This is a genomic window from Marinomonas spartinae (genome assembly GCF_016461715.1).
GTDB classification, from domain to species: Bacteria; Pseudomonadota; Gammaproteobacteria; order Pseudomonadales; family Marinomonadaceae; genus Marinomonas; species Marinomonas spartinae_A.
Window position 1 is genome coordinate 17,089 of the sequence record NZ_JAEMUI010000002.1, and the last position, 23,446, is coordinate 40,534.

The following is a 23,446-nucleotide window of genomic DNA, read 5'->3' on the forward strand; positions in this document are numbered from 1 at the left end:
TTGTTTTGTGCGGTCTGGTGGTGTCCTGTACAAACTACTTTTATGAATTAGAACAATCTAAAGTGAGTCAATTTAAGGCAGGTCAGGTATTTGTCCAAAAAATCTATACTGCTTTGGAAAAAAAAGGCATACAAGTATCTGCCATGGTGTCGTTTATCCAGTCCTTGAATGAGCCTATGAGCCCTGAACAGTTTGACCGTATGACGGCCAGCTTGCGCAGTGAGTTCCATAGCCCGAAAACGGTATATTTTTTCTCTAAATACGTTGGACAAAATAATAAGCAGCAGTATGAACAACAACAAAGAAAGTTCATGAAGGATCCTTATTTTGCCATTACTCCACCAGGCAATCGCCCTGAATACTTGCCTCTGACTTACACTTCGCCAAACGATTTTCCTCTTGGGTATGATCTTTTTTCGCCTTATTTTACGGACCGCGAGCAGAATATATTGGCCCGTAATAATCACAGTTTGTTGCTGTCCAAGCCTACCTATATTGGTTTTAATAAAGGCCCAAATGAACAAATATTATCGCCGAATGCCCTGTTGATACACCATTCCATTTATCTGCCGATCGATTTGAGAGGGGATAACTTCACTGATGAGAATGGATTCTATGGGGTTGTGGGGTTGCATGTGAAGATTAAGTCCTTTTTGGGAGGGCTGGGCGCAGGCTCGAATGGGTTAGCTTTTCGCATTACTGATACGACGGACAAAAGGGCGCCGGGTATCCTTGTCTATGATAGTGAGAGTGGAAACGATTCTTCGCTCTGGCAGAAAGATCGATTCAATCGCTACGCTTTTTCCTATGGTGGTCGTCAATGGCAGATCGATACCTGCCCATACAGGCTTAATCATGCCATTAATTGGTTTCGGGTATTTTTGCCTTTATTGGTTTCTTTGTTATTGGCTTTTTTGATGGGGTCTTATATTCGCATGTTTTATTTTGCCTACAAAAAAAGCTTGCGTTCCATTAGTTATCGCATTGAGACGGATGAATTGACAGGGTTATCGAGTCGTTATCATGTGCAAAAGCAATTCGACCATTTACTGGCCGAGTGTAAAGAGAGCTCGTCTAAATTGGCCGCGTTGTTTCTGGATCTGGATCATTTTAAAACCATTAATGATGCATTTGGGCACGAGACAGGGGATAAACTCTTACTTAAAGTGTCACAACGTTTGACCTCTGTTTTGCCTGATAATGCCTTGGTAGGACGTCTAGGTGGCGATGAGTTTTTGGTGCTGATTAAATTCAAGGAGGAGCAAGATGACTTTTCTGTCGATAGCATGTTGAAAGAAATGATTCTTCAGCTTAGTCAGAGCTACTTCATTGATAATCGTAACTTAAATATTGGTTGTTCCATTGGGGTAGCGTTTTATCCAGAAGATGGGCAAGACTCGGAAACTTTGGTGAAGAAGGCGGATATGGCCATGTACCAAGCTAAGCTGGCAGGTCGTTCTTCATTTCGTTTTTATGATAAACAGATGGGAGCTCAGTTTGCCCGCAATGTGCGCATTGAAAATCGATTAAGACGTGCTTTACGACATGAATTTTTAGAGTTGCACTTTCAACCTAAGGTAGACCTTAAAACTGAGCGTTGTGTTGGCATGGAAGCATTAATGCGTTGGAATGATGAAGAGTTAGGGGTGGTATCGCCTGCTGAGTTTATTCCAGTAGCGGAGCAAACGGGGGTCATTCTTGCTTTGGGGGATTGGGCATTTGAACAAGCCTGCCGTCATATTGTGCAGTGGCAACAAGAAGGTCTTCAGGTTCCACCTATCGCGGTCAATGTTTCAGCCGTTCAGTTAAAACGTCCTGAGTTTTTAACGAATCTTTTGGGACTGTTAGATAAATACAATGTCTCACCATGCTCCCTAGAGCTTGAAGTCACAGAATCGATTTTAATTGAAGATGCTAAAGGCTGTGCTGAATTATTGAGGCAGTTAAGCCGCTTGGGTATCAAGTTGTCGATTGATGATTTTGGCACAGGGTACTCAAGTTTGAGCTACCTAAAAGACCTGCCATTTGATTGCGTTAAAATTGATCAAGTCTTTATCAGAGACATGATTGAAGATCATAGTCATGCGGCTTTGACAAGGGCAATTATTCGTTTGAGCCATGATTTGAATTTACAAGTCATCGCCGAGGGGATAACAAATCAAGCACAATTGGACTTATTGCGCGAATATGGCTGTGATATCGGGCAAGGTTACCTATTCAGTAAAGCGTTGGGGGCCAACTCCATGGCAAGTGATCCGATCATTATGGCTTTGAATCAACATCAGGGTGATAGCGACCATTGAGTCGTTGTCATCCCTATGTAGACAAGATGTTAGGTGTTGCGATTTTATAGGAGCTGATTAGTGCGGCTAATGTGCTCTTTTAATAGCTGCCAAAACTGGTTCAGGTTGGGGTTCGTGTTAAAGCGTGAACGGTACAGGCGTATTTCTAATGGAATATGCCAGTTTTCTTCCCCCGCGAGCGCGACTCTCCCATAATTAAGCGTGTCAGACATTAATCTTTTCGGGATCCAGCCTACACCATAACCTTCTTTCACCATGGCTTTAACACTAATGGCATGATAGTTCTCATTGAGCGTTTGTAGCTGTGGAACATCCCTTTGGCGTTGTAGATGGTGAGTAATAATCGGCTGTAAAAAGGAATTTTCATAATAACCAATATAAGGGAGCGGTTTGCGTCTCATGCCAGGTAATTGGAATTTAGCTTCGCCGTTCGAATCGGTTGCACTGCATGGAATCAGTGTTTCTTGACCAATAACCAAGTGCTCATATTGCTCTTCATCTAGTGCGCGAATAAAGTTGATGGCGGGATGCCAATAACACAGCATCAAGTCACATTGCTTATTCACCAATGAGTTAACGAAGTCGATACCGAGCCAAGAGCTAGATTTCATATTAACGTCCATGTCCATATTGATGCTGTTGCAAAAGGGTTCAATGGCATCTTTATAAAAACTCAAAAATAGTGTCTGTGTTGAAATAAAGCGAATTTGTGATTCTTCTTGCTTGCGAATCTCTTGGCAACGCTCTTTCGTATCACGCAGTTGACGGGTAATCAGCTCCGCGCTTTGTAAAAAAACTTCCCCTGCAGGTGTGAGCGAGAGTGGAAGCGTGTTGCGGTCGATCAAGGTAACGCGCATCTCCTCCTCTAGCAGCTTAATACGGCGACTGAAGGTTGGTTGAGTGACGTTTTGCTCATCAGCTGCGCGGGAGAAGTGTCGTGTTTTTGCCAAAGCAATAAAATCTTCAAGCCATCTTATTTCCATGAGTGACCCCCATGGGATGTTTGCTGTAGGTCAGGTGCGATCATCATGATAAGCGACCCTCCTCAATGGCATGGCAAGCCACACTGCTACCGTCTGTTTGTCGCAGCATTTTAGGCGATGTCTCATAGCAGCGTTGGTTGGCGTAAGGGCAGCGGGCTTGGAATACGCAACCAATGGGCTTTTCTATTTGTGTTGGTACTTCACCGATCAGTCTAATCGGTTGTGTCATGTTGGTGTCTAACCTCGGAATGGCAGACAACAGCGCCCGAGTGTAGGGGTGCTTTGGGGTGCTAAATAAAGTCTTAGTGCTGGCGAGCTCACAGACTCTACCAAGGTACATGACGGCAACGCGTGTAGCAAAATGTTCTACTACCGCTAGATCATGGGTAATAAACAGATAAGTGAGATTGCGCTCCTCTTGTTTGTCCATCATTAAGTTGAGTACTTGCGCTTGTACAGAGACATCAAGGGCTGATAGGGGTTCATCTGCCACGATAAAATCGGGTTCGACAGAAAGTGCTCGTGCCAAGCTAATACGCTGGCGTTGCCCCCCCGAGAATTCGTGTGGGTAGCGATCAGCGCTGGAAGGACTGATGCCAACGGATTCTAATAAGTGTTCTATTTGGCTGTTTATTTCTACACGGTTGAGCTGCTGGTTGTGAAAAGAGATAGGTTCACTCAATGTTTGATAAACGGTCATTCTTGGGTTTAACGACGCATAAGGGTTTTGGAAGACCATTTGCATGCGACGACGAAACATCATGCGTTTATGATCGTTTAGGTGATCGATACGTTGATCTTGGTAGTGTATTTCGCCGCTGGTGGCGGGTGTTAGCCCCATGAGGACACGCGCAAGAGTGGATTTACCACACCCAGTTTCCCCAACAATGCAAAGCGTTTCCCCTTGATTGATCGTCAGGTTAACACCATTCAAAGCATGTACGCTTTCTTTGCGGCGGTGTATTTTTCCCCTACGGAGTTGCCACTGTCCTAACCAGCTGCTTTTGGTTACAAACGATTTTTCAAGATGGCTAATTTGGATGAGAGGGGTTGCGTTCATGCTTGGCCCTCATCATGGGATGTTGTGTATTCGATGTCTAATAGGTCTATGTCTTCTTCTGATTTTTCTTCTTCGAGCATGTCTTCCACAAGAAAACAAGAGACGCTTGAAATGCCATTATAGATAAAGTTGGGCTGTTCTGTACGGCACTTTTGCGTGGCATACGGGCATCGAGGATGGAAAGCACAACCGCTAGGGCGATCATTCAATGCGGGCATGTTACCTCGGATTTGATTGAGTCTTTGACCCGGTAATGACATTTGCGGAAGGGCATTCAGCAAGCCTTGAGTATAGGGATGCTGTGGGTCATTTATCAGCTCCAGAGTCGGTGCTTCCTCTACGATTCGTCCTGCATACATGACTAATGTGCGTTCCGCAACGCGCGACACCACACCAAGGTCATGGCTGATGAGAATTAAAGCCATGCTGTTGTCGTGACACACGTCTAATAAAAGTTGAATAATTTCAGCTTGAATAGTCACATCCAATGCGGTGGTAGGCTCGTCTGCGATAATGATGTCGGGATTCAGTAATAGTACGCTGGCAATGATGACGCGTTGGCGCATGCCGCCGGAAAGTTCATGGGGATACTGATCAAAACGGCGTTCTGGAGAAGCAATTTGTACACTATGCAGTTTTTCAATAGCAATATTTCTGGCATCTTTAAAAGAAATGCGCGTATGGCTGCGAATGGCTTCGACCAATTGAGCGCCAATGGTCAGCACGGGATTTAGCGTCATCATTGGGTCTTGAAAAATCATGGCAATACGTTTGCCACGTATCTCTTGCAGCTGACGCGTGTTCATTTTACTGAGTTCTTTGTTTTCCAATTTGACAGAGCCGGATTTGATGTAGCCTGGCTTATCCAAAAGGTTGACGATAGAGAGCCCAAGGATGGATTTGCCAGCACCTGATTCCCCGACAATAGCAATGCGCTCTCCTCGATTCAGGGTAAAGCTCACATCGATTAAGGCGGCTAGTTCAATGCCTTTGATACGAAAACTGACGTTCAGGTTATTGACAGTTAGTAAGTTCATAGTTAATCCCTGTACGTCCTTGGGTTGAGATAGCTTCGAAGCCAATCACCTAATAGGTTCATCACTAGAATTAAGACAATTAGGGCAATACTGGGAAAAATACAAATCCACCAAGAGCCAGAAAACATGTAATTAAACCCTGCCGATATTAGCGAACCCAGAGAGGGGTCAGAGGAAGGCATACCGAGCCCTAAAAAGGATAAAGCGGCCTCTGTTGCGATAGCGCTGGCTATTTGCACGGTGAAAATGATTAAGACTGGCGATAGGGTGTTAGGTAAAATGTGCTTGAACATGATGCGTTTCGTACCAATGCCCATAATACGGGCTGCATCAACGTATTCCTTTTGCTTTTCGGCTAATACTGAAGCACGTACGGTTCGAGCGAAAATTGGCCACTCTGCTAACCCAATGACTAAAATCAACATTAGCATGGCCAGCTGCTGATAAAGTTCTACACCAAATAGTGTCTGAAAAATGGCCAAAAAAACAATGGCTACCATCATGGTGGGGAAGGATAGTTGAACATCGGCACAACGCATCAAAAAATTATCAATACGCCCACCTAAGTAGCCTGCAGTTAAACCAATACATATGCCTAATGTGACTTGGATGAGAACCGCACAGATCCCGATGGTTAGCGAGAGTCGAGTGCCATACAAAATAACGGATAATAAGTCACGTCCCTGAGCGTCTGTGCCAAGTAAAAAACGCGGGTCGCCACTGATCCAGCTCGGTGCAATCTCTGCGTTATTCAAGTTCATAAAGTTAGGGCTGTTAATATCATAAGGCGCAAGTAACGGCGCGAATAACGCGATAATGCAATAAAAAATAAACACAGCTAGGGCCAAGGTTGCCAACTTATCCCCAAGAAAACCGGACCAGATACGCTGCCATCGACTACCAGCAGAAGGGTGAACAATGTCCTTTTTTAAGTAGCTCATAATCCATGATTCTCTAATTTAACGGTTGGGTTCACCAAACCATAGATGAGGTCAACGACTGTATTGGTTGTCACAAAGATGCCGCCTACGACCATTAAATAGGCAGAGATGAGCGGCGTATCAACTCTGCTCACTGCATCTATGAATAAAAACCCCATACCGGGCCATTGAAAAATGGTTTCTGTTAGAATGGTATAAGCAATCAGTGTCCCAGCTTGAATTCCCCCAACGGTGATAACGGGGAGCATGGTATTTTTCAGGGCATGGATAAAATAAATACGATTGGTTGATAGCCCTTTGGACCAAGCAAAGCGAATGTACTCTGAGTGCAATACTTCCATCATTTCTGAGCGTATTAAACGAATAAAAATGGGCATTAGTGCAAAGGCCAGGGTAATGCTGGGAAGCATTAGGTGGTGTAGGCCACTTTTCGTGAAAAGGCCACTTTTCCATATGCCAAATACATCAACGGTGTGTCCACGGCCAAAGCTTGGCGCCATATGCAGTTGAATAGAAAATACGTAGACTAAAAATATGCCAACAATAAAAATGGGCACAGACAGGCCAAGGGTACTAAACGCCATAATCAGACGAGACAATAGACTACGAGGACGGATGGCGGCGTATATGCCAAACGGGGTGGCAAAAATAGCCACTAATATAATCGCACAAAAAGCCAACTCTAGTGTCGCGGGCATTCTCTCAAATATAAGATCCAGTACTGGCTTTTTGTAGTAATAGGATATGCCAAAATTACCATGGGCAGCGTTTTTTAAAAAATGCCAATATTGCACAGCAAAACTATCATTCAGGCCAAGCTCTTGTCTGAGGTGTGCACGTTCGGCGGGTGACACTGTCATACCGACCATTTGTTGGACTGGGTCGCCCAGCTTTCCTTGTATAGCAAAGCTGATCACGCTAATGGTGAGCATGACAAAGAAGGCTTGTATTAAGCGACGAAAAAGGAAAGCGAGCATCAGTCCTTTGGAACTCCATGTTGTACGAGCATATTAATGAAACTCATAAAGTATTAAGTCATCGGTATCATGTTGGCTAGTTTGACTTAGGGGGCGTTATGACCAAGTCCCCTAGATGGGGGTAATTCTGTTCATTAACGATGTCTTTTATTCCTATGTTGTCCTTCGCTGCCCATGTTAGGTCTTGCCAATAAAGCGGAACCACCGCAGCAGAGTCTGCCACTTTGGTTTCAATGTCTTGCAAGATTTTCGTGCGTTTCTTGAGATTCATTTCCCGGTTAGCTTGAGTGATTTCACTGTTGATACCAGGCACACAATATTCGCTGGCATTATAAGCACCTAAACCGGATTTGGCATCAGGACAAGCGGTTAAAAACTCAAATAAATTATTTGAGTCCATCGTATCTGATTGCCAGCCAAGCATCATAATATCGGCGGCACGAGCATCATATTGTTGAAAATATTGCGCTTTTGGCAGTGTTTTTAAATCGACTGTAATATGCAGCCTGCCAAGCATAGCAGCGACGGCTTGTGCGACTTTCTCATCGTCCATATAGCGATTATTTGGAGCCATCATGCTGACTCGAAACCCATGTGGGTAGCCTGCTTCTTTCATCAATTGCAATGCTTTTTTCAGATTGTATTCAGGTTTGATCGTATCCACATAGCCTAAAAGGGAGCTAGCGCTTAGTTGTCCTGCGGGTCTGGCATACCCTCTCAAGATTTTTTTGACAATGAGTGGTTGGTTAATCGCTAAGTTGATGGCCTCTCGAACTCGAATATCACGGAATTCTTTACGGCGTTTTTGGTTTAGTTGGAGCAATAACAAGCGGCTGGTTGGTAAGGTAATGACTTGTATGTTATCGGCTTCTTTTGCACGGGCAATGTCTACCGGGGAAACGGGAAAGATAAAGTCTACATCACCAGACAACAGGGCGGCTAGACGAGTCGAATCATTTCTAATGGGGGTCAATATCAGTTTATCGACATTGCCTTTTGATTTTGTGTCCCAATAATCTTTATTACGGACTAATACCATACGTACGCCTGGATCACGTTCTTTGATGATAAAAGGGCCTGTTCCTGAGGTATGTTGTGAAGCAAAAGTGCGGCCAAATTTTATAATTTGGTCCCGCCCTTCATAGAACTTTTTGTCCATAGGGAAAACATAGGTCAGGATATTGAGTAGCAAAGGGGTTGGGTGATTACAATGTATATCAACCGTGTATTCATTGACCTTGGTGACCGAATCAATAGAAGTGAACAAGGCGCGAAAGTCTGGTGAACGTTTTAAGCGATCAATAGTGTAGACCACATCTTTTGCCGAAAAGAGATTGCCGTTATGGAAGTGAACATTCTTGCGTAAATAGACTCGAGTTGTGGTTGGCGATATTTGCTTCCAGCTTGTCGCAAGCCGTGGTTGAATTTTTCCATCTTGTGTCCAGCGCACTAATGGATCAAAGACCATGTGTGAAAACTGTAACGTGCTTTCGGAAAGTTGTTCTTGCGGGTCCAAGGAAATTGGCTCAGAGTCGAACGCCATACGTAAGGTGGCAGCAGGCAGAGTATGGCTAATAAGAAGTGCCAAGAAAGACACCAAAAAGGCAAAGTATCTCATTATTCAGTACTCCTATTTATGCGCTATCTACTGCGCGTGGGTATATCGGTGCGAAATATGGGGTGCTGGCTGTATTGCCCGTTTTTCAACATTGAGCTATTCAGATGAACCAACTTGATGATGTTGAGAAACTGAGAAGAAGTTTGTCCAAGCAGTTAACACACTATAATGTCAAAAAATGAGCGCGAAATACAGCAAATAAGAAGATATTACGCACTTTGATTGTGTGACAATTCGCCATGATCAGTCGCTTGAAAGGAATGTAGCTTGAATTACTTTGCACATTTACATATAGCAGAACGGACTCAAACCTCATTTGCGGGGAATTTGTTGGGGGATTTCTCTGTCCAGGTCAATACTCTGCCAGACGATTTATTGAAAGGTTGGCGTCTGCATCAAAAAGTGGATGTGATGGTGGACGAGCATGAGCAAAGTGCTTTGTTTCGTTCTATGGCACGAACCGGTCGGCGTCGTTTTGCGGGCATTGTTCAAGATATTGTGATGGATTATTGGCTGATTCGCTATTGGACGCAGTTCAGTGATATACCTCTACCCCTTTTTTGTCAGCAGGCCGTTATGGCATTGATGGCGGATGTTCATCGTTGTCCTGAGCGTTTGCAAAGAATGATTTTTTCTTTAGAGCAACATAACTGGTTGGCTGATTTAGGCACACAACAAGGTGTGGAGAATGCCATTCGTTCCATCATGAGGCGTTGGCGTCATGGCCAACATTTGCAGCCTTTTATTGAGGAATTACCAGAGGTATTGGCTCAGGGAGAAACGCCTTTTCTGCGACTGTATCCTGATTTATTAGCATTTGTTGATCGCCAAGCATAAAAAAAGCCAAGGCCACACACAGCCTTGGCTAATCGGGGCACAAAGGCCCAATCGAGAGAATATCCTCATGGCGCTGTGGCATTTGTTTGACTAAAAATGCGTCAGGCCACTCGGATAAGGTCTATCTTAAAGAGACGAGTATTTTTTGTTTTGATGTAGATCACAAAAAGATTCAGCCAATGGATAAAGGCGTAATTGATGATGATTATTCGCAGAGTCCTTAACAATTTGTTTTTTAAAAAAGTGGGGCCATATATTAAGAGGACTTATTCACACCTTCTCGAAGAAGTTGTGATAGACTGCGCAGCCGCAAAAATAGATGCAATACAGAGAGGTAAACAGGGGTGAGCGTTCAGTGGTATCCAGGACACATGAACAAAGCGCGTCGAGAAATCGAACAGGTGATGACGCAAGTCGATGTGGTCATCGAGGTGTTGGATGCGCGCATTCCAGATTCAAGTCAAAATCCAATGTTAACAACCTTGCGAGCAGGCGTGCCTGTGCTGCGTTTGTTGAATAAAAAAGATTTGGCCGATAAAGCACGTCTTGCGTTGTGGCTAGAGCACTGGCAGGGGAATGATACGATTTTAGCTCACCCTTTTTCGACTCAGGATAAAGCCGATGTGGCAAAGATTGCTCAATGGGTGAGTCAGTTGGTACCACATCGCGGCACGGCAGAAAAACCGATACGCGCTATGATTGCTGGCATTCCAAATGTTGGTAAATCCAGTTTGATGAATGCTTTATTAGGCCGTCGCGTTGCAAAAGTTGGCGATGAGCCTGCTGTCACAAAAGCGCAGCAAAAGTTAAAAGTGACAAATGGTTTTGTTTTACTGGATACGCCAGGCATTCTTTGGCCTAAAATAGAGAATCCAGACGCCAGTTATCGTTTAGCAGTTACCGGTGCGGTGCGTGATACGGCGATTGATTATGAAGATGTGGCCTTAGTTGGCTTGCGCTTTTTTATTAAGGATTATCAAGACGCATTAGTAACGCGCTACAAGCTTAAAGACTTGAGTAGCGATCCTTATGAAGTATTAAAAGTGATTGGCTCTAAGCGCGGCGCGTTACGAGCAGGTGGCAAAATAGACATGCATAAGGCAGCTGAAGTGTTTTTGAACGATGTAAGAACCGGTGCGATTGGCCCTTATGTAATGGAAACGCCTGAGATGATTGCTTATGAAGAGCAATTGGTAGAAGAGGCGAAGGCCAAAAAAGAAGCAGAAAAGCAGGCTCGATTGGCAGCTGCCATACCGCAGCGTCAGCAGGAAAAAAACCGAGAATACCGAAACCAACAAGCCCAACAGCAGGATGCTAAAGCAGGTGATGAGACTGAGTGAGGTTTAAGGCTATGGATTATAATATTGCCTTTGATCAGGATGAAAATTCCTATCGTATTTATACAGATTATGAATTTGCGGCCATTGCAGAATGGGTGGCATTGTATTTAACAGGTAAGGAAGATATTCAGCGTGTGTTAATGGCCACTACATTGGCGGAATCTGAAAAGGAAACCACCAAAATGAAATATGGCCCTTTCGATGTGTTGATCAACGAAGAGGGAGTCTCAGTATCACGGCAAGTTGACTGGGACTCAGCCGCTGAAGAAATCAAAGCTATGTTTGATACGCAAGAGAGTTTTTACCAAACGTCTTCCGATGGTGTTCAAGCGGAATGCGGACTAGAAGATTTTATGGATTTATTAGAAAATTGGTATGATGTGTTGCAGTAGTTGTTCGATACGTTGGCTGGGTTTACACTAGCGCCTGTTTATTCTTTTTACGCATTAAGGGAGCCGATATGCTCATCGAATTGGAAAAAGCCCGTGCCCGAAATAATGTTGTCCGCATTTTTCGTGAGGATTTAGACGGTCCAGATAATTGGACGGACGGCTTTGTTGTGGATGCCAATGAGGAGATGGTATTACTCCAATTAGTGGATGATGGTGTTCATCTAAATGGCTATCAAATTTTATTTTTAGAAGACATTAGTGATTTTGTTCATCCGGCTCCTTTTAATGATTTTCAAAAACGGGTTTTGGCGCTCCGCGGTGAAGAAGTTGAAGATCCAGAGGTGGATTTAGATGATTTAGCGGTTTTGTTGATTGATATCAGCGAGGAATATGGTCTTGTGACCTTGCACCGTGAAGAGGTCGAACCTGACAGCTGTGAAATTGGTCGTGTCGTAAAAGCCGATGCGGTGACCTATGAGCTTGAAGAAATAGGATCGGATGCACGCTGGTTCGATGATACTTTTGAATACGATCTATACGACATTACGCGTATTGAGTTCGGTGGCGCTTATGAAGAAGCTCTTATCATGGCCAATGATGATATGGGGGATGACGCTTACGAGCTTGCCGATGAATATGAAGATGATGGTTTGCTTGTAGAAGAATAGCTAGCGGGTTACAAATTGTAAGAAAACGCCCATATTATGGGCGTTTTTTTTGTCTTCGTGCTATGTTCCTTTTTTATAATCGGGACTGAGTTTAGTGGTGCGAATTTTCTGACTACTCATTTATTATATTAGGACTGTTCTTATGCCAAGGGCGTTGATCGTTGTTCTTTGTGTTTTGCTTTTTTCCGGCTGTGCGCTATTTGCCAGTCAGCAATTAGATAGTAGTTTCGGCGTGGAAAAAGTCGCAAATCGTGAAGGCCAGTCGGTCTCAGAGGCAGATGCTGAATTTTATAATGATCAGGTTCGCCCCATTTTGGATAACCGTTGTGTTACTTGTCATGCCTGTTATGACGCCCCTTGCCAACTAAAATTCACTGCGCCTGAGGGGATTGAGCGGGGCGGTTCAAAAGAGTTGGTGTACGATGGCACACGCCTGCTTGCGGCGACGCCCACGCGGCTTTTTATTGATGCGCAAACGACTCAACAATGGCGTGATAAAGGTTTTTACCCAGTTTTAAATGAACGCAGACAGTCACCTGCAGCCAATTTAGACGGTAGCTTAGTGTATCGTGCGATAGCCTTACGAAAAAAACAGGGGAATTTTACCCAAGCGGTTTTGTCGGATGATTACGACTTTTCCATTTATCGTAATCAACAGTGTCCTACCATAGAAGAGTACTCTTCTTTCGAGCATGCCTTTCCAAGGTGGGGGATGCCATATGGTCTTCCTGCCTTAACAGACAACGAATTTAATATTTTAGTACGTTGGCTTGCGTCAGGCGCCAAAATGCCAGCAGCTAAGCCCCTGCCGGACCGCGTTCAACAACGTGTAGCTTTGTGGGAAAGCCGATTAAATGGCAATACACTAAAAGAACGCTTGGTAGATCGCTATATTTATGAGCATGTCTTTTTGTACAGCTTGTACTTAGGTAATGATAATGATATCCGCTTTAAGCTAGTGCGATCAAAGACGCCTCCAGGCCAGCCAATTGATCGTATCGCGACGCGTCGCCCCTATGATGACCCGGGTGTAAAGCGTGTGTATTATCGTTTATGGCGAGATCCTGAAGTGAAAGTTCAAAAGAATCACATTCCTTTTGAATTGAATGAGACGGTATATAAACGCTGGCAGTCTGATTTTTATTCTCAGGATTATAAGGTAACGAAAGATCCAGGTTATTCGCCTGAGGTTGCGACCAATCCCTTTAAAGCATTTGCTCAGCTGCCAGTTGGTGGACGTTATCGCTTTATGCTTGACCATGCTCAAGACACTATTATGTCGTTTATCAAAGGGCCGGTTTGCCATGGGCAAGTCGCTGTCAATGTGATTAATGATCATTTTTGGGTGTTTTTTGTGAATCCTGAAAAGGGCATTAATCAGGAAACAGCGAAGTTTCTAGAGACACAAGTACAACATTTAGATCTGCCAGCAGAAAGCAGTAGTAATGCATTGCCTTTATCTTCATGGGTGCGTTTTTCCCAGCAACAAAAAGAGTATTTGTCGGCTAAGGCGAAGCTGATTGATAACAATTTAGGTAATAAAATTCCACTTAATCTGAGCTTAATCTGGAACGGTGATGGCCACAATGAGAATGCGGCTTTAACGATTTTCCGGAATTTTGACAATGCCAGTGTGGTTAAAGGCTTGGTTGGGCAAGATCCCAAAACGGCTTGGGTGATTGATTACCCCTTATTAGAACGTATTCATTACTTGTTGGTGGCCGGATTTGATGTTTACGGAAATGTTGGTCATCAATTAAATACTCGCTTATACATGGACTTCTTGCGTATAGAGGGTGAAATGAACTTTTTGATGCTCTTGCCCAGGGATGAGCGTTCGACTATTCGCCAGTATTGGTATCGTGGTGCGAACCAGACAATTAAGGATTATATTTTTAGTGCTTACTTTAAGATCAGTGCTCAGTCGCAGATTCATTATACGACGTCTCACCACGAGGCTGAATTATTTAATAAATTGAAAGAGCGGTTGGCTAAGGTGCTTAACCATGCTTACGATTTGGATGAAACAAATTTGTCTGAGCATGACATTGCATTACTGAAAAGTTTGCAAACATTGCAAGGTAAAGGTTTGCAGTATTTGCCGAACACTGCGTTGGTGTTAGTAACGACTCATGGTAAGCCAAAAGAGTTGTTAACGCTGATTTTAAATCAGGCGCATAGTAATATTTCAAGTTTATTGAACGAGTCGGCCACACGTTTACCTTCTGAAGACACAGTAACAGTGACAAAAGGTGTCGTTGGTGATTATCCAAACCTCTTGATGCGGGTAGAAGAAAGTGATATTCCGGATTTGGTGCATAGAGTTTCAGCTTTGCAAACGCGAGAGGATTTCACCCAGTTAGTGAATCAATATGGGATACGTCGTACTAACCCAGCATTCTGGACGGTGAGTGATGAAATTGCTGAGCTGAATAAAGAAGAGCGGCCTCGGGCCAGTGGTATTCTGGATTACAATCGACTAGAAAACCGCTAATGTTTCGATAGATCAAAACTGATATCGATAGCGTGTAGATATGGGCTCATGGCTTAACGGCTTTGGGCCCATTTACTTTGTTGGAAACGCCTTCTTGGATATAAGCGGTTCTTTGTTTGATTTTATTCTTATATATCGAAATATTTCGAACTTACACTTTTTCTGCAAACTCTTAGACTTGTCTATTGGTAATTGTCCCCAATTTAAGATGTATAAAGATTAAACGGATATATATTATGATACCTTTTTCCATACTTGATTTGTCGCCGATAGGGCAAGGCAAATCCATTTCAGAATCCTTCTCTTTGAGCTTAGCAATGGCTCAAAGGGCAGAAACTCACGGTTATCAGCGTTACTGGCTGGCAGAACATCATGGGATGTCTGGTGTTGGAAGCTCTTCCCCTGCTGTTTTGCTATCTCATATCGGCGCGGGTACCTCGACCATTCGGTTGGGAGCTGGTGGCATTATGTTGCCGAATCACGCGCCATTGGTTGTGGCCGAGCAGTTTGGTACCTTGGCGGAGCTGTATCCAAATCGAATTGATTTGGGGTTAGGTCGAGCCCCTGGGACAGATATGCTCACTGCGCGAGCATTACGTCGTAATATGCAGGCCTCTGTTGATGACTACCCGCAGGATGTGCAAGAGTTAGAACGTTTGTTAGGGGACGGGCCTTTTGATAAAGGTATTGTTGCCGTGCCGGGCCGACAGACGAATGTGCCACTTTGGTTACTAGGGTCAAGTTTGTATAGTGCGCAAGTGGCTGCCGAGTTTGGTTTGCCTTATTCCTTTGCTTCTCATTTTGCCCCAGATCAATTGATGCAAGCTTTGACGGTGTATCGACGACACTTTAAACCCAAAAAAGAGGGGGATAAGCCCTATACAATGGCTGGCATTATGGCGGTGTTGGCCGATACACAAGAAGAAGCGGATTACCTGTTCACTTCTGCTCAGCAACAGTTTGTTAATTTACGCCGTGGTGGAAACCATGCTTTTCCTGCTCCGGTTGAATCGATGGATACGATTTGGTCTCCCAGCGAAAGTCATATGGTGTCCCATGCGTTGCAATTTGCTGTGGTGGGGACGAAAGCCTCAGTAGCACATCAACTCAGTAGTTTTATTGAAAAAACGGAGATTGATGAGTTGATTATCTCGTTTCCTATTTATGATGGTGAGAAACGACTCGCGTCTCTTGGTTTGATGTCCGAGTTGCGTCATGAAATGGTGGATTATGTGGCTTAACGGCTAGTCTGCTCCCTTTATAAATAAACGCCTTACGGGCTTCCCTGTAAGGCGTTTGTTGTTTTAAATAGATAAATTTGACTACATGGTATCGTACGGCGATGGATCACCATGATTCACCGGGGTTTTAAAGCGGCGGTGAGACCATAAGTATTGCTCTTTTTTGTTCTCAATGGCTTTTTCCATCAGTTGGTTAATGATGGTGGCGTTGATAACATCATCATCCGTTGGATAATCCGGTACTTCGCTAAAGCGATAAGTATAACCCGTCTTTGTACGACCATAATCCAATAACAGCACTGGGGCTTTAGTCATTTTCGCAATGCGTCCAATATGAGAGATGGTCGCGCATTTGCGTCCAAAGAAGGGGGCAAATACCGAATGTTTGCGGCCATAATCTTGGTCAACCGCGTACCAGACGGGTTTATTTTGCTTAAGCGATTTGAGAACTTCGCGCATATCCGAGCGCTCAATGGTTTTGCTATAGACCTTTTTACGCTGATGTTCCATTACCCAATTAAAAACAGGGCTATTTTGGCGCTTATAAATAGGGTGGAGGTCTAAGTGACTGGCGATTAAGGTGCCACATAAATCCAATGGTGAAAAATGGCCACTGATTAAAATACAGCCTCTGCCTGCTTCGAGGGCTTTATCCACCACATATTGAGAGTCAAACTCCACTCTCGGCAATAATTTTGATGCAGGCTGATACCACGCATCGAAGGTTTCCAATAAGCCTTTGCCAGCACTGATAAAGTGTGCTTTGGTAAGGCTCTCACGTTCTTGTGCGTTCATTTCTGGGTAGCAAATTTTAAAGTTTACATCGCAGATATGGCGACGTTTGCGTGCCAGTTTGTATACTAACAAGCCAAGGTATTTTCCAAGGGTTTGTTTGGCTTGCCAGGGTAAAAAGCTGATTAAATAGGTGATGCCCATGACGATCCAAGTGAACCAATATTTGGGTGCTAATAATTGCTTCAAAGTTAAGTCTTTCGTGCTTTTATCAGCCACGATATCCCTCCAGTAAGTCGTGCCACTGCTCGTCAGAGACGGTAAAGTGGGCATGTTTTTGTGATTCTTTATTGAGTGAGCGTTTGAGGCGGTCTAGGTTGTTTTGTGGCCACTCTTCATTAATAGGTCGTTGATCACATTTATCAAAGTCAATCACCCATACCTTTTTATTATCGTCGATCATGATGTTATGGCAATTTAGATCGGAATGATGAATGCCATGGTCGTGAAATTGTCTGATTACTCGGCCAATGTCATACCAATTTATTTCACTGCTGAAACCGTCTTTTAGTATGTCAAAAAGATCTCGGGCACAATCAATAGTTTCTGTGATCAGGGTGGCTTTGTAGTAACCTTTTTTAACGGTATATATTCCACCGATGGGTCTTGGCACAGGCAATCCTATGTCTCGCATGGTTTCTAACAAACTAAGCTCTAACCAAGGGCGTGTTTTTTTGTGCCCTGAAAAGAGGAAATACGATTTGTTAAATTTAGCAACCAATCCACCACGGCGGTAGCGTCGCATAACAAACTGGCCGTAGTTACTGATAATAAACCAGACGGCACCACGACCTTGGGCCGTACCTGTGAGCGCGCCCTGTTTTTTCCAATAGTCTGGAGTGAACCAGTTGGTGTCAATTGGCAAGGACGTATCGCTGGTTAACAATACGGTATGAGCATCAATAATGTGTGTATCAGGCATAACACTCGCTTGAAAATGATACGGATTAAGAATTTGTTGTTCGCATTAATGGTTCTGGTGCGAGACTCTATTATGTCGTTTTCTTTTTGCGGATTATTTTCGACACATTCAAAGCTGGCTATTCTATAATACTCGCCGATTTTAAACAGCCTTTGAGGACAAGATGACACAAGAAAGCATTCAACGTATCGCCGTCGTTCGATTATCCGCTTTGGGGGATGTGTGTCATGCGATGTCCGTAGTCAGTGCAATTCAAAAGCGTTACCCTCAAGCATCCATTACTTGGATAACAGGGCCAGCCGAAGCACAATTGGCTCGGCTTATTCCCAATATCGATGTCCGTGTCTATGACAAAAAATCCGGTTTCAAGGGAATGTTTGCATTAGGAAAGTCGTTAAAAGGGCAAGAGTTTGATGTCTTACTTCATATGCAATGGTCATTGCGTGCCAGTCTGTTAACGCGTGTATTAAAAGCAAAGCGTCGTATTGGTTTTGCTCGGTCTCATTCACGAGAAAAACAACATTGGTTTGTGAATGAATTAGCCCCTGAGCCAAGTGGCAAACATGTGTTGGATGCTTTGATGTCTCTTGCCCGCGCTATTGATGTGCCTGAGCAAGCGCCTGTGTGGCATGTGGACATCCCGCCTAGTGGTCTTGATCTACCTAAGCGTTATGTGGTTGTGAATCCATGTGGTTCAAAAGTGACAAAAGATTGGACACTTGAAGGCTATCGAACCTTGATTGCTTCGTTGTTAGAAAACCACATCGATGTGGTCGTGACAGGGGGGCCGAGTAAGCGTGAGGTGCAGGTTTGTCAGGCGGTAAGCGAGGGGTTTGATGTGCTGAACCTCGTGGGACAGACGAGTATTACCTCGTTGTTTGATGTGATTCAGCGTGCCGAATTGGTGATTAGTCCCGATACTGGTCCTGCGCATATGGCCACTGTGGTGAATACACCTGTCATTGCCTTGTTTGCTTTATCAAACCCAATGCGAACAGGACCTTATAATGATCAAGAGAACGTCGTGAGCGTTTATCGTGAATTGGTCGAAGAGGAAAAGGGCAAGCCTGTGGAAATGCTGCCTTGGGCAACGACGGTTCATCGTGAGGATGCGATGGCACAATTACCGATAGATCGTGTAATGAAAAAGGTCAACAAGGTAATTCGTCAATTGGATTTGGTTAGTTAGTGTGTTGCAAGTCTCTGAAATGACTTCCGCTCAATAGAACTGATGGTCTATTGAGCGGATGTATTTTATTCATCGGCAAACTCTTTTTCTGCCAATTTCAAATCGAGAGTCGCTTTGAGTAGTTTGTAAAGATGAATAGAGGCATCAATCTCTTCTTTACGATTGGTTAAACTTTCAATGTTTAGCCCTAGTGGGACGCCATCCGGTAGGGCTGTTTCGATAATTTGCTCTAAAGCGCTGCGGCAAATCTTGATGGATTCTGCCAAGGGAGCGTCTGAATTTAGGATGCGATTTTTCGTTGCAACAGGCACGGAAATGCCTAACCACTCCATAAACTCTAATGTCTTCGCACTGCCACATGGGGTAAAAGTAAGAATAATACGCTTTGGTGCAACCCCTTGTTCCTTACAGATTTGGGCATATTGGCTGATAAGATCTGCCGTGGCTTGCGGGTTGTATACAGCTTGAGAAATAAAGAATTCACAGCCTGCTTTAGATTTGTTCATCAAACGTACGTGTTCGTCTTTCTTTTTGGCGTGGCGTTCAGCAATGGTGACGCCACCAAGATGAAAGGCTTGAGGCGCATGCTGTAAGGCCAAGTAGGCTTCAGAAAGTGGTAGCTTGATATTGCCTTCAGACGATGGCGAGCCAACTAAAACAATGTCTCTAATATCGAACTCATCCCATGCTTCTTGTAGCCAACCAGAAAATTCTTCTGAAGAGCGTGAAGAGACCGATTTGTAGGTGATGACAGGTGAGCCTGAGGCCTCTTTTAAGCGTTTTGACCATGCCCGTGGGTCATGAGTTTCCAAATAGGGAAAAGGACGAGGTTTATCGATGCGGCTGCTTTCATCTTGAATATCGTAGACAATCAATCCATCAATATCGATGCCATTGAGACGTTCTAGCAACTTTTGACTGATTTGTACAAGTTGTTCATCATCCACAGAAGATTTAGGTGGCGTGGTACCAATAAAATAAACACCTCGGCTAGGGTCTGCAAATTTGGTTGCTAGTTGCGTTTTCATAATGCCACACTCTTCTCTTGTTCTGTATTAGGTCTTTTAAAGTGCATCTGGTTGGGCACTTTTTATAGGATTATTCTGATGGGTGGTATCCTATCAGTGAATCACTTTCAAGATAACTGTCTAGCGATGAATAAAACTAAAGACTAATTGAGATGGATTAATCTGCTCAATAAACATGACATGATGAATATTGTTTTTATCGAAAAAGGAGGGCGTTATGCTGGATGTATCGAAAATTTCGGAATGGCAGACATCTGCTTTACCACCGGTGCATTTATGGTCACCACCATTCTGTGGCGATATGGATTTGATCATTAAGGCCAATGGCGATTGGATTCATGAAGGCGGGAAAATTAAGCGAGAAAAGATGGTGACCCTTTTTTCTCGTATTTTATGGTTTGACAATAACGAATACTTTTTGGTGACTCCCAGTGAGAAAGTACGAATACAGGTGGAAGATGCCCCATTTCTTATTACCCAGTGGCGCTTTCTTGAGAATGAACAGGTTGAGAGTGAACAAGGGCGTATCATAGAGTTTACGTCTCTTACCCATGATGTGGTGCAGTTAGGTGTTGATTGTGACATCTGGATGGCACCGTCAAATGTGGCTCAAAAGAAAAGCGTTAGTCAAAACACAAGTTCGGAAGAAAGGCCTTATATATCCATGCGTTACGGGATGAAAGCGATGCTACATCGTAATGTGTTTTATGATCTTACAAAGTATCTAGAGCCTGTCTCGAACGAACAAGGGGAGGGGCTTGGGCTGGTGAGTGCAGGTAAGTCTTACTTATTAATAGATGAAGCCTCATTAATCCGTGATGAGTAAAGAATCTCCGTGTGTGCTGGTGCTTGGCTGAGGTATAATGCGCAAAACTAACGTGTGTCAAACACATGTATGTCATGTCTTAAAGAGGAAGGTTACTTGTTATTTAAAGAATTTGGTTTTGATAATCGTATTATGAAGTCCATTGCGCATATGGGCTTTGAAGAAGCAACGGAAATACAGGCTCGCGCCATGCCTGAGGCGATGGTCGGGCGGGATTTGCTGGCTTCCTCGAAAACCGGTTCAGGAAAAACGCTGGCCTACTTGTTACCTGCTTTGCATCGTGTTTATAAAACAAGAGCGCTATCAAAGCGGGATCCGCGAGTGGTTGTGTTAGTACCAACGCGAGAATTAGCAAAACAGGTCTACAGTCAGTTGCGTTTGTTGTTAGCGGGAACAAGCTTTTCGTCCATCCTGATTCAGGGCGGTGAAAACTTTAACGATCAGCACAAATCACTGCAAAAAGATCCGCATTTTGTGGTTGCGACTCCAGGTCGTTTAGCGGATCACATTAAGCATCGCCATGTATTTTTAGAAGGGCTGGAGCTGCTAATATTGGACGAAGCGGATCGTATGTTGGATTTGGGGTTTGCTGACGCGGTGCGCGCGATTAACGCTGCCGCGAATCATCGATTAAGACAAACCTTGTTTTTTTCGGCGACACTGGATAATACCGACGTTAATACTATTGCTGCGGAGCTATTGAAAGAGCCTTCACGAGTGGCAATCGGCCAAGGTTACGATGAACATAAAGACATTGAACAGCATGTTTATTTGTGTGATCACCTCGATCATAAACAAGATATGTTAAAGCACCTATTAACCACCCAGACAATTAAGCAGGCTATTGTCTTTACTGCAACAAAAAGTGATACCGTTCGTTTAGCAGAAATGATTGAAGGGTGGGGGTTAACTACGCGCGCTTTAAATGGCAATTTATCACAAAGTGCTCGAAATAAGGTGATGGAAAGCTTTTCAAAGGGGCAGTTTACCGTGCTGGTTAGTACAGATTTGGCGTCTCGTGGTTTGGATATTGCCAGTGTCTCCCACGTGTTTAATTTTGATTTGCCAAAACAAGCGGAAGAATTTGTTCATCGTACGGGACGAACAGGACGAGCGGGTTTTAAGGGAGATGCTTACTCTCTGGTAGGCCCCAAAGATTGGCTTAACTTCAAAGCGATTGAAGCCTTTTTGCAGCGCCAGTTTGCTGTAGATGTTATCGAGGGCCTAGAAGCAAAATTTAAAGGGCTTAAGCCAGAAAAAACCATCAAAAAAGAGGTTAAAAAAGCCCCAGCGAAGAAACTAAAAGCGGTGAAGAAGGCGCCTCGTAAGGCGGCTCCAACCAAGGGTAAGTTTCATGATAATACCCAAGATGGCTTTGAGGCATTCAAATTGCCACCCAAGCGTTTTTCAACGCAACAAACGACCTCAGATGACGAAGAGTCTTAAAGATGGCCTTCTGTTGGCGTTATTATGATCGGCTCTTGTTGCAAAACGGCTGTCTGGTGGGTTGATTTGTTGACAGATTAACCTAATACCAGCTATTTGTTAACTAAGAAACTATTGGAGATTAGCCTATTAATCGTTTACCGCCATTAAACTCATTGAAGTGTTTTGAATCAGCTGCGCGTCATGGCAGTTTCAATAAAGCGGCTAAAGAATTATCCGTTACACCTTCTGCGATTAGCCATCAAATTAAAGGATTAGAAGGGTTTCTTGGGGTTGAATTGTTTCGTCGAACGAAGCGAAAGGTGATTTTAACCGATGCCGGTGAAGCGTATCTTAAGCCGATTAAACGCATATTTGAGCAATTAGAAAGTGCCACGGCAGAGCTTAAAAGCTCACAGCGGGTTGGTTCGCTTCGTTTAGCGGTGGCGCCTGCGTTTTTAACCCGATGGTTGATGCCACGGATGGAGCGCTTTCAATCACAATACCCAGATATAGAGATTGAAATTAGCTCCTCGACTGGGTTGATTGATTTCTCAACTGGTGATATCGATATGGCGGTGTATTTTGGTTATGGTGATTGGGATGATGTGGAGTCTCATTTTCTAACACCTGCTAAATTATCACCAGTATGCAATCCTAAATTGATTCGTGCAGATCAGCCGATCAATACCCCAGAAGATATGCGTTTCTATCCCTTATTGCACGTGACAAAGCGTAAGGATGAGTGGCATGATTGGCTTAAACAAAATGGCTTAGACCCTAAGGTATTCCGCCGGGGGTTGATGTTTTCGAGTGGGTCTTTGACGGCTGGTGCAGCGGCTCAGGGGTTGGGTATTTCTTTGTCTAATGTGGATCTGGTGATGCCAGAGATTGCAGCAGGTACGCTTAAGGTATTGTTTGATCAGCCTTTGGTAACCGCGCGTTCTTTCTATTTAGTATATGAGAAACGTCGCAGTGTCACACCGGCCATGTTGGCTTTTAAAGAATGGATCATCGAAGAGATGGTTGGCAATAAGTGAGTTTTACGTTGTTGTTATTCGTTGAATGGAGTGGTTGTAAACATGAGTAAAGGTCTAACAGTAAATAGTTATTTCGATGATCAGGTGAAGTCCATTGCCTTGGAAAACCAAGAAGGGGTGTCTACTGTCGGTGTCATGATGGTGGGGGACTATGAGTTTGGTACCAGCAAAAGAGAATATATTACCGTGGTCTCTGGTGAGCTGACAGTAAAATTACCGGATGAAGACGATTGGAGAACGTTTTCTAAAGGCGAGAGTTTTATGGTGGAAGCGAATCAAACTTTTTCACTTCAAGTGAAGCAAGCCACTGCCTATCTTTGTCGCTACGAATAA

General features: G+C 43.9%; 21 protein-coding genes. 12 read left to right on the forward strand and 9 right to left on the reverse strand.

What is annotated here, in order from left to right:
* Positions 1 to 62: 62 nt before the first annotated feature.
* Positions 63 to 2,303, forward strand: coding sequence for an EAL domain-containing protein (locus tag JHD45_RS01930; protein ID WP_199474522.1), 2,241 nt, complete (start codon positions 63 to 65; stop codon positions 2,301 to 2,303).
* 44 nt (positions 2,304 to 2,347) lie between these two features.
* Here JHD45_RS01930 and JHD45_RS01935 read toward each other — a convergent pair whose 3' ends face one another.
* From JHD45_RS01935 to JHD45_RS01960, 6 genes are all read right to left on the reverse strand, one after another.
* A complete protein-coding gene (locus tag JHD45_RS01935) occupies positions 2,348 to 3,286 on the reverse strand; it encodes a LysR family transcriptional regulator (protein ID WP_199474523.1) in 939 nt (312 codons plus the stop codon).
* A 43-nt stretch (positions 3,287 to 3,329) separates the two neighbouring features.
* A complete protein-coding gene (locus tag JHD45_RS01940; protein WP_199474524.1) occupies positions 3,330 to 4,346 on the reverse strand; it encodes an ABC transporter ATP-binding protein in 1,017 nt (338 codons plus the stop codon).
* Positions 4,343 to 5,383, reverse strand: a complete 1,041-nt coding sequence (locus JHD45_RS01945) for an ABC transporter ATP-binding protein (protein WP_199474525.1) — start codon at positions 5,381 to 5,383, stop codon at positions 4,343 to 4,345. Before JHD45_RS01945 ends, JHD45_RS01940 begins: the two co-directional genes overlap by 4 nt.
* 2 nt (positions 5,384 to 5,385) lie before the next feature.
* The gene (locus tag JHD45_RS01950) at positions 5,386 to 6,324 is read right to left on the reverse strand and encodes an ABC transporter permease (RefSeq protein ID WP_199474526.1); all 939 of its coding nucleotides are present in this window, start codon (positions 6,322 to 6,324) and stop codon (positions 5,386 to 5,388) included.
* Positions 6,321 to 7,301: an ABC transporter permease gene (locus JHD45_RS01955; protein WP_199474527.1), complete on the reverse strand. Its 981-nt coding sequence runs from the start codon at positions 7,299 to 7,301 to the stop codon at positions 6,321 to 6,323. Before JHD45_RS01955 ends, JHD45_RS01950 begins: the two co-directional genes overlap by 4 nt.
* A gap of 76 nt (positions 7,302 to 7,377) precedes the next feature.
* Entirely contained in the window at positions 7,378 to 8,919 is a 1,542-nt protein-coding gene (locus tag JHD45_RS01960; protein WP_199474528.1) for an ABC transporter substrate-binding protein, read from the reverse strand.
* A gap of 267 nt (positions 8,920 to 9,186) precedes the next feature.
* Here JHD45_RS01960 and JHD45_RS01965 point away from each other — a divergent pair, with 267 nt between their 5' ends.
* The 6 genes from JHD45_RS01965 to JHD45_RS01990 all read left to right on the forward strand — a co-directional run bounded on the left by JHD45_RS01965 (position 9,187) and on the right by JHD45_RS01990 (position 15,891).
* Positions 9,187 to 9,756: an ACP phosphodiesterase gene (locus tag JHD45_RS01965; protein ID WP_199474529.1), complete on the forward strand. Its 570-nt coding sequence runs from the start codon at positions 9,187 to 9,189 to the stop codon at positions 9,754 to 9,756.
* A 344-nt stretch (positions 9,757 to 10,100) separates the two neighbouring features.
* On the forward strand, positions 10,101 to 11,096 hold the full coding sequence (gene ylqF / locus JHD45_RS01970) for a ribosome biogenesis GTPase YlqF (RefSeq protein WP_199474530.1): 996 nt from the start codon (positions 10,101 to 10,103) through the stop codon (positions 11,094 to 11,096).
* A gap of 11 nt (positions 11,097 to 11,107) precedes the next feature.
* Complete coding sequence (locus tag JHD45_RS01975; RefSeq protein WP_199474531.1) at positions 11,108 to 11,488, forward strand: YacL family protein; 381 nt, start codon at positions 11,108 to 11,110, stop codon at positions 11,486 to 11,488.
* Between the two features lie 68 nt (positions 11,489 to 11,556).
* Complete coding sequence (locus JHD45_RS01980; RefSeq protein ID WP_199474532.1) at positions 11,557 to 12,156, forward strand: hypothetical protein; 600 nt, start codon at positions 11,557 to 11,559, stop codon at positions 12,154 to 12,156.
* Positions 12,157 to 12,298: 142 nt separating this feature from the next.
* Positions 12,299 to 14,650 carry a fatty acid cis/trans isomerase gene (locus JHD45_RS01985; protein ID WP_199474533.1) on the forward strand — a complete coding sequence of 784 codons (2,352 nt, stop codon included), beginning with the start codon at positions 12,299 to 12,301 and terminating at the stop codon, positions 14,648 to 14,650.
* 236 nt (positions 14,651 to 14,886) lie between these two features.
* Positions 14,887 to 15,891, forward strand: coding sequence for an LLM class flavin-dependent oxidoreductase (locus JHD45_RS01990; protein ID WP_199474534.1), 1,005 nt, complete (start codon positions 14,887 to 14,889; stop codon positions 15,889 to 15,891).
* Between the two features lie 81 nt (positions 15,892 to 15,972).
* On the opposite strand, the gene JHD45_RS01995 is transcribed toward JHD45_RS01990, so the two are convergent.
* Together JHD45_RS01995 and JHD45_RS02000 are read right to left on the reverse strand one after the other, a co-directional pair.
* Entirely contained in the window at positions 15,973 to 16,902 is a 930-nt protein-coding gene (locus tag JHD45_RS01995; RefSeq protein WP_199474535.1) for a lysophospholipid acyltransferase family protein, read from the reverse strand.
* Positions 16,895 to 17,605, reverse strand: a complete 711-nt coding sequence (locus JHD45_RS02000; RefSeq protein WP_199474536.1) for a 3-deoxy-D-manno-octulosonic acid kinase — start codon at positions 17,603 to 17,605, stop codon at positions 16,895 to 16,897. The genes JHD45_RS01995 and JHD45_RS02000 overlap by 8 nt, the downstream gene beginning before the upstream one ends.
* A gap of 163 nt (positions 17,606 to 17,768) precedes the next feature.
* On the opposite strand from JHD45_RS02000, the gene JHD45_RS02005 reads away from it, so the two are divergent.
* Positions 17,769 to 18,794 carry a glycosyltransferase family 9 protein gene (locus tag JHD45_RS02005; RefSeq protein WP_199474537.1) on the forward strand — a complete coding sequence of 342 codons (1,026 nt, stop codon included), beginning with the start codon at positions 17,769 to 17,771 and terminating at the stop codon, positions 18,792 to 18,794.
* Between the two features lie 65 nt (positions 18,795 to 18,859).
* On the opposite strand, the gene JHD45_RS02010 is transcribed toward JHD45_RS02005, so the two are convergent.
* Positions 18,860 to 19,822 carry a methylenetetrahydrofolate reductase gene (locus JHD45_RS02010; RefSeq protein WP_199474538.1) on the reverse strand — a complete coding sequence of 321 codons (963 nt, stop codon included), beginning with the start codon at positions 19,820 to 19,822 and terminating at the stop codon, positions 18,860 to 18,862.
* A gap of 217 nt (positions 19,823 to 20,039) precedes the next feature.
* Here JHD45_RS02010 and JHD45_RS02015 point away from each other — a divergent pair, with 217 nt between their 5' ends.
* From JHD45_RS02015 to JHD45_RS02030, 4 genes are all read left to right on the forward strand, one after another.
* Positions 20,040 to 20,648, forward strand: coding sequence for a DUF1285 domain-containing protein (locus tag JHD45_RS02015; RefSeq protein ID WP_199474539.1), 609 nt, complete (start codon positions 20,040 to 20,042; stop codon positions 20,646 to 20,648).
* 96 nt (positions 20,649 to 20,744) lie between these two features.
* The gene (locus tag JHD45_RS02020) at positions 20,745 to 22,094 is read left to right on the forward strand and encodes a DEAD/DEAH box helicase (RefSeq protein WP_199474540.1); all 1,350 of its coding nucleotides are present in this window, start codon (positions 20,745 to 20,747) and stop codon (positions 22,092 to 22,094) included.
* Between the two features lie 128 nt (positions 22,095 to 22,222).
* The gene (gcvA, locus tag JHD45_RS02025) at positions 22,223 to 23,113 is read left to right on the forward strand and encodes a transcriptional regulator GcvA (protein WP_199474830.1); all 891 of its coding nucleotides are present in this window, start codon (positions 22,223 to 22,225) and stop codon (positions 23,111 to 23,113) included.
* Positions 23,114 to 23,155: 42 nt separating this feature from the next.
* On the forward strand, positions 23,156 to 23,446 hold the full coding sequence (locus JHD45_RS02030) for a pyrimidine/purine nucleoside phosphorylase (RefSeq protein WP_199474541.1): 291 nt from the start codon (positions 23,156 to 23,158) through the stop codon (positions 23,444 to 23,446).

Excerpts from the sequence above, each read along its gene's own strand:
- JHD45_RS01935 (WP_199474523.1), bottom strand. The coding sequence starts at position 3,286 with ATGGAAATAAGATGGCTTGAAGATTTTATTGCTTTGGCAAAAACACGA.
- JHD45_RS01940 (WP_199474524.1), bottom strand. The coding sequence starts at position 4,346 with ATGAACGCAACCCCTCTCATCCAAATTAGCCATCTTGAAAAATCGTTT.
- JHD45_RS01945 (WP_199474525.1), bottom strand. The coding sequence starts at position 5,383 with ATGAACTTACTAACTGTCAATAACCTGAACGTCAGTTTTCGTATCAAA.
- JHD45_RS01950 (WP_199474526.1), bottom strand. The coding sequence starts at position 6,324 with ATGAGCTACTTAAAAAAGGACATTGTTCACCCTTCTGCTGGTAGTCGA.
- JHD45_RS01955 (WP_199474527.1), bottom strand. The coding sequence starts at position 7,301 with ATGCTCGCTTTCCTTTTTCGTCGCTTAATACAAGCCTTCTTTGTCATG.
- JHD45_RS01960 (WP_199474528.1), bottom strand. The coding sequence starts at position 8,919 with ATGAGATACTTTGCCTTTTTGGTGTCTTTCTTGGCACTTCTTATTAGC.
- JHD45_RS01975 (WP_199474531.1), top strand. The coding sequence starts at position 11,108 with ATGGATTATAATATTGCCTTTGATCAGGATGAAAATTCCTATCGTATT.
- JHD45_RS01980 (WP_199474532.1), top strand. The coding sequence starts at position 11,557 with ATGCTCATCGAATTGGAAAAAGCCCGTGCCCGAAATAATGTTGTCCGC.
- JHD45_RS01985 (WP_199474533.1), top strand. The coding sequence starts at position 12,299 with ATGCCAAGGGCGTTGATCGTTGTTCTTTGTGTTTTGCTTTTTTCCGGC.
- JHD45_RS01990 (WP_199474534.1), top strand. The coding sequence starts at position 14,887 with ATGATACCTTTTTCCATACTTGATTTGTCGCCGATAGGGCAAGGCAAA.
- JHD45_RS02000 (WP_199474536.1), bottom strand. The coding sequence starts at position 17,605 with ATGCCTGATACACACATTATTGATGCTCATACCGTATTGTTAACCAGC.
- JHD45_RS02005 (WP_199474537.1), top strand. The coding sequence starts at position 17,769 with ATGACACAAGAAAGCATTCAACGTATCGCCGTCGTTCGATTATCCGCT.
- JHD45_RS02010 (WP_199474538.1), bottom strand. The coding sequence starts at position 19,822 with ATGAAAACGCAACTAGCAACCAAATTTGCAGACCCTAGCCGAGGTGTT.
- JHD45_RS02015 (WP_199474539.1), top strand. The coding sequence starts at position 20,040 with ATGCTGGATGTATCGAAAATTTCGGAATGGCAGACATCTGCTTTACCA.
- JHD45_RS02030 (WP_199474541.1), top strand. The coding sequence starts at position 23,156 with ATGAGTAAAGGTCTAACAGTAAATAGTTATTTCGATGATCAGGTGAAG.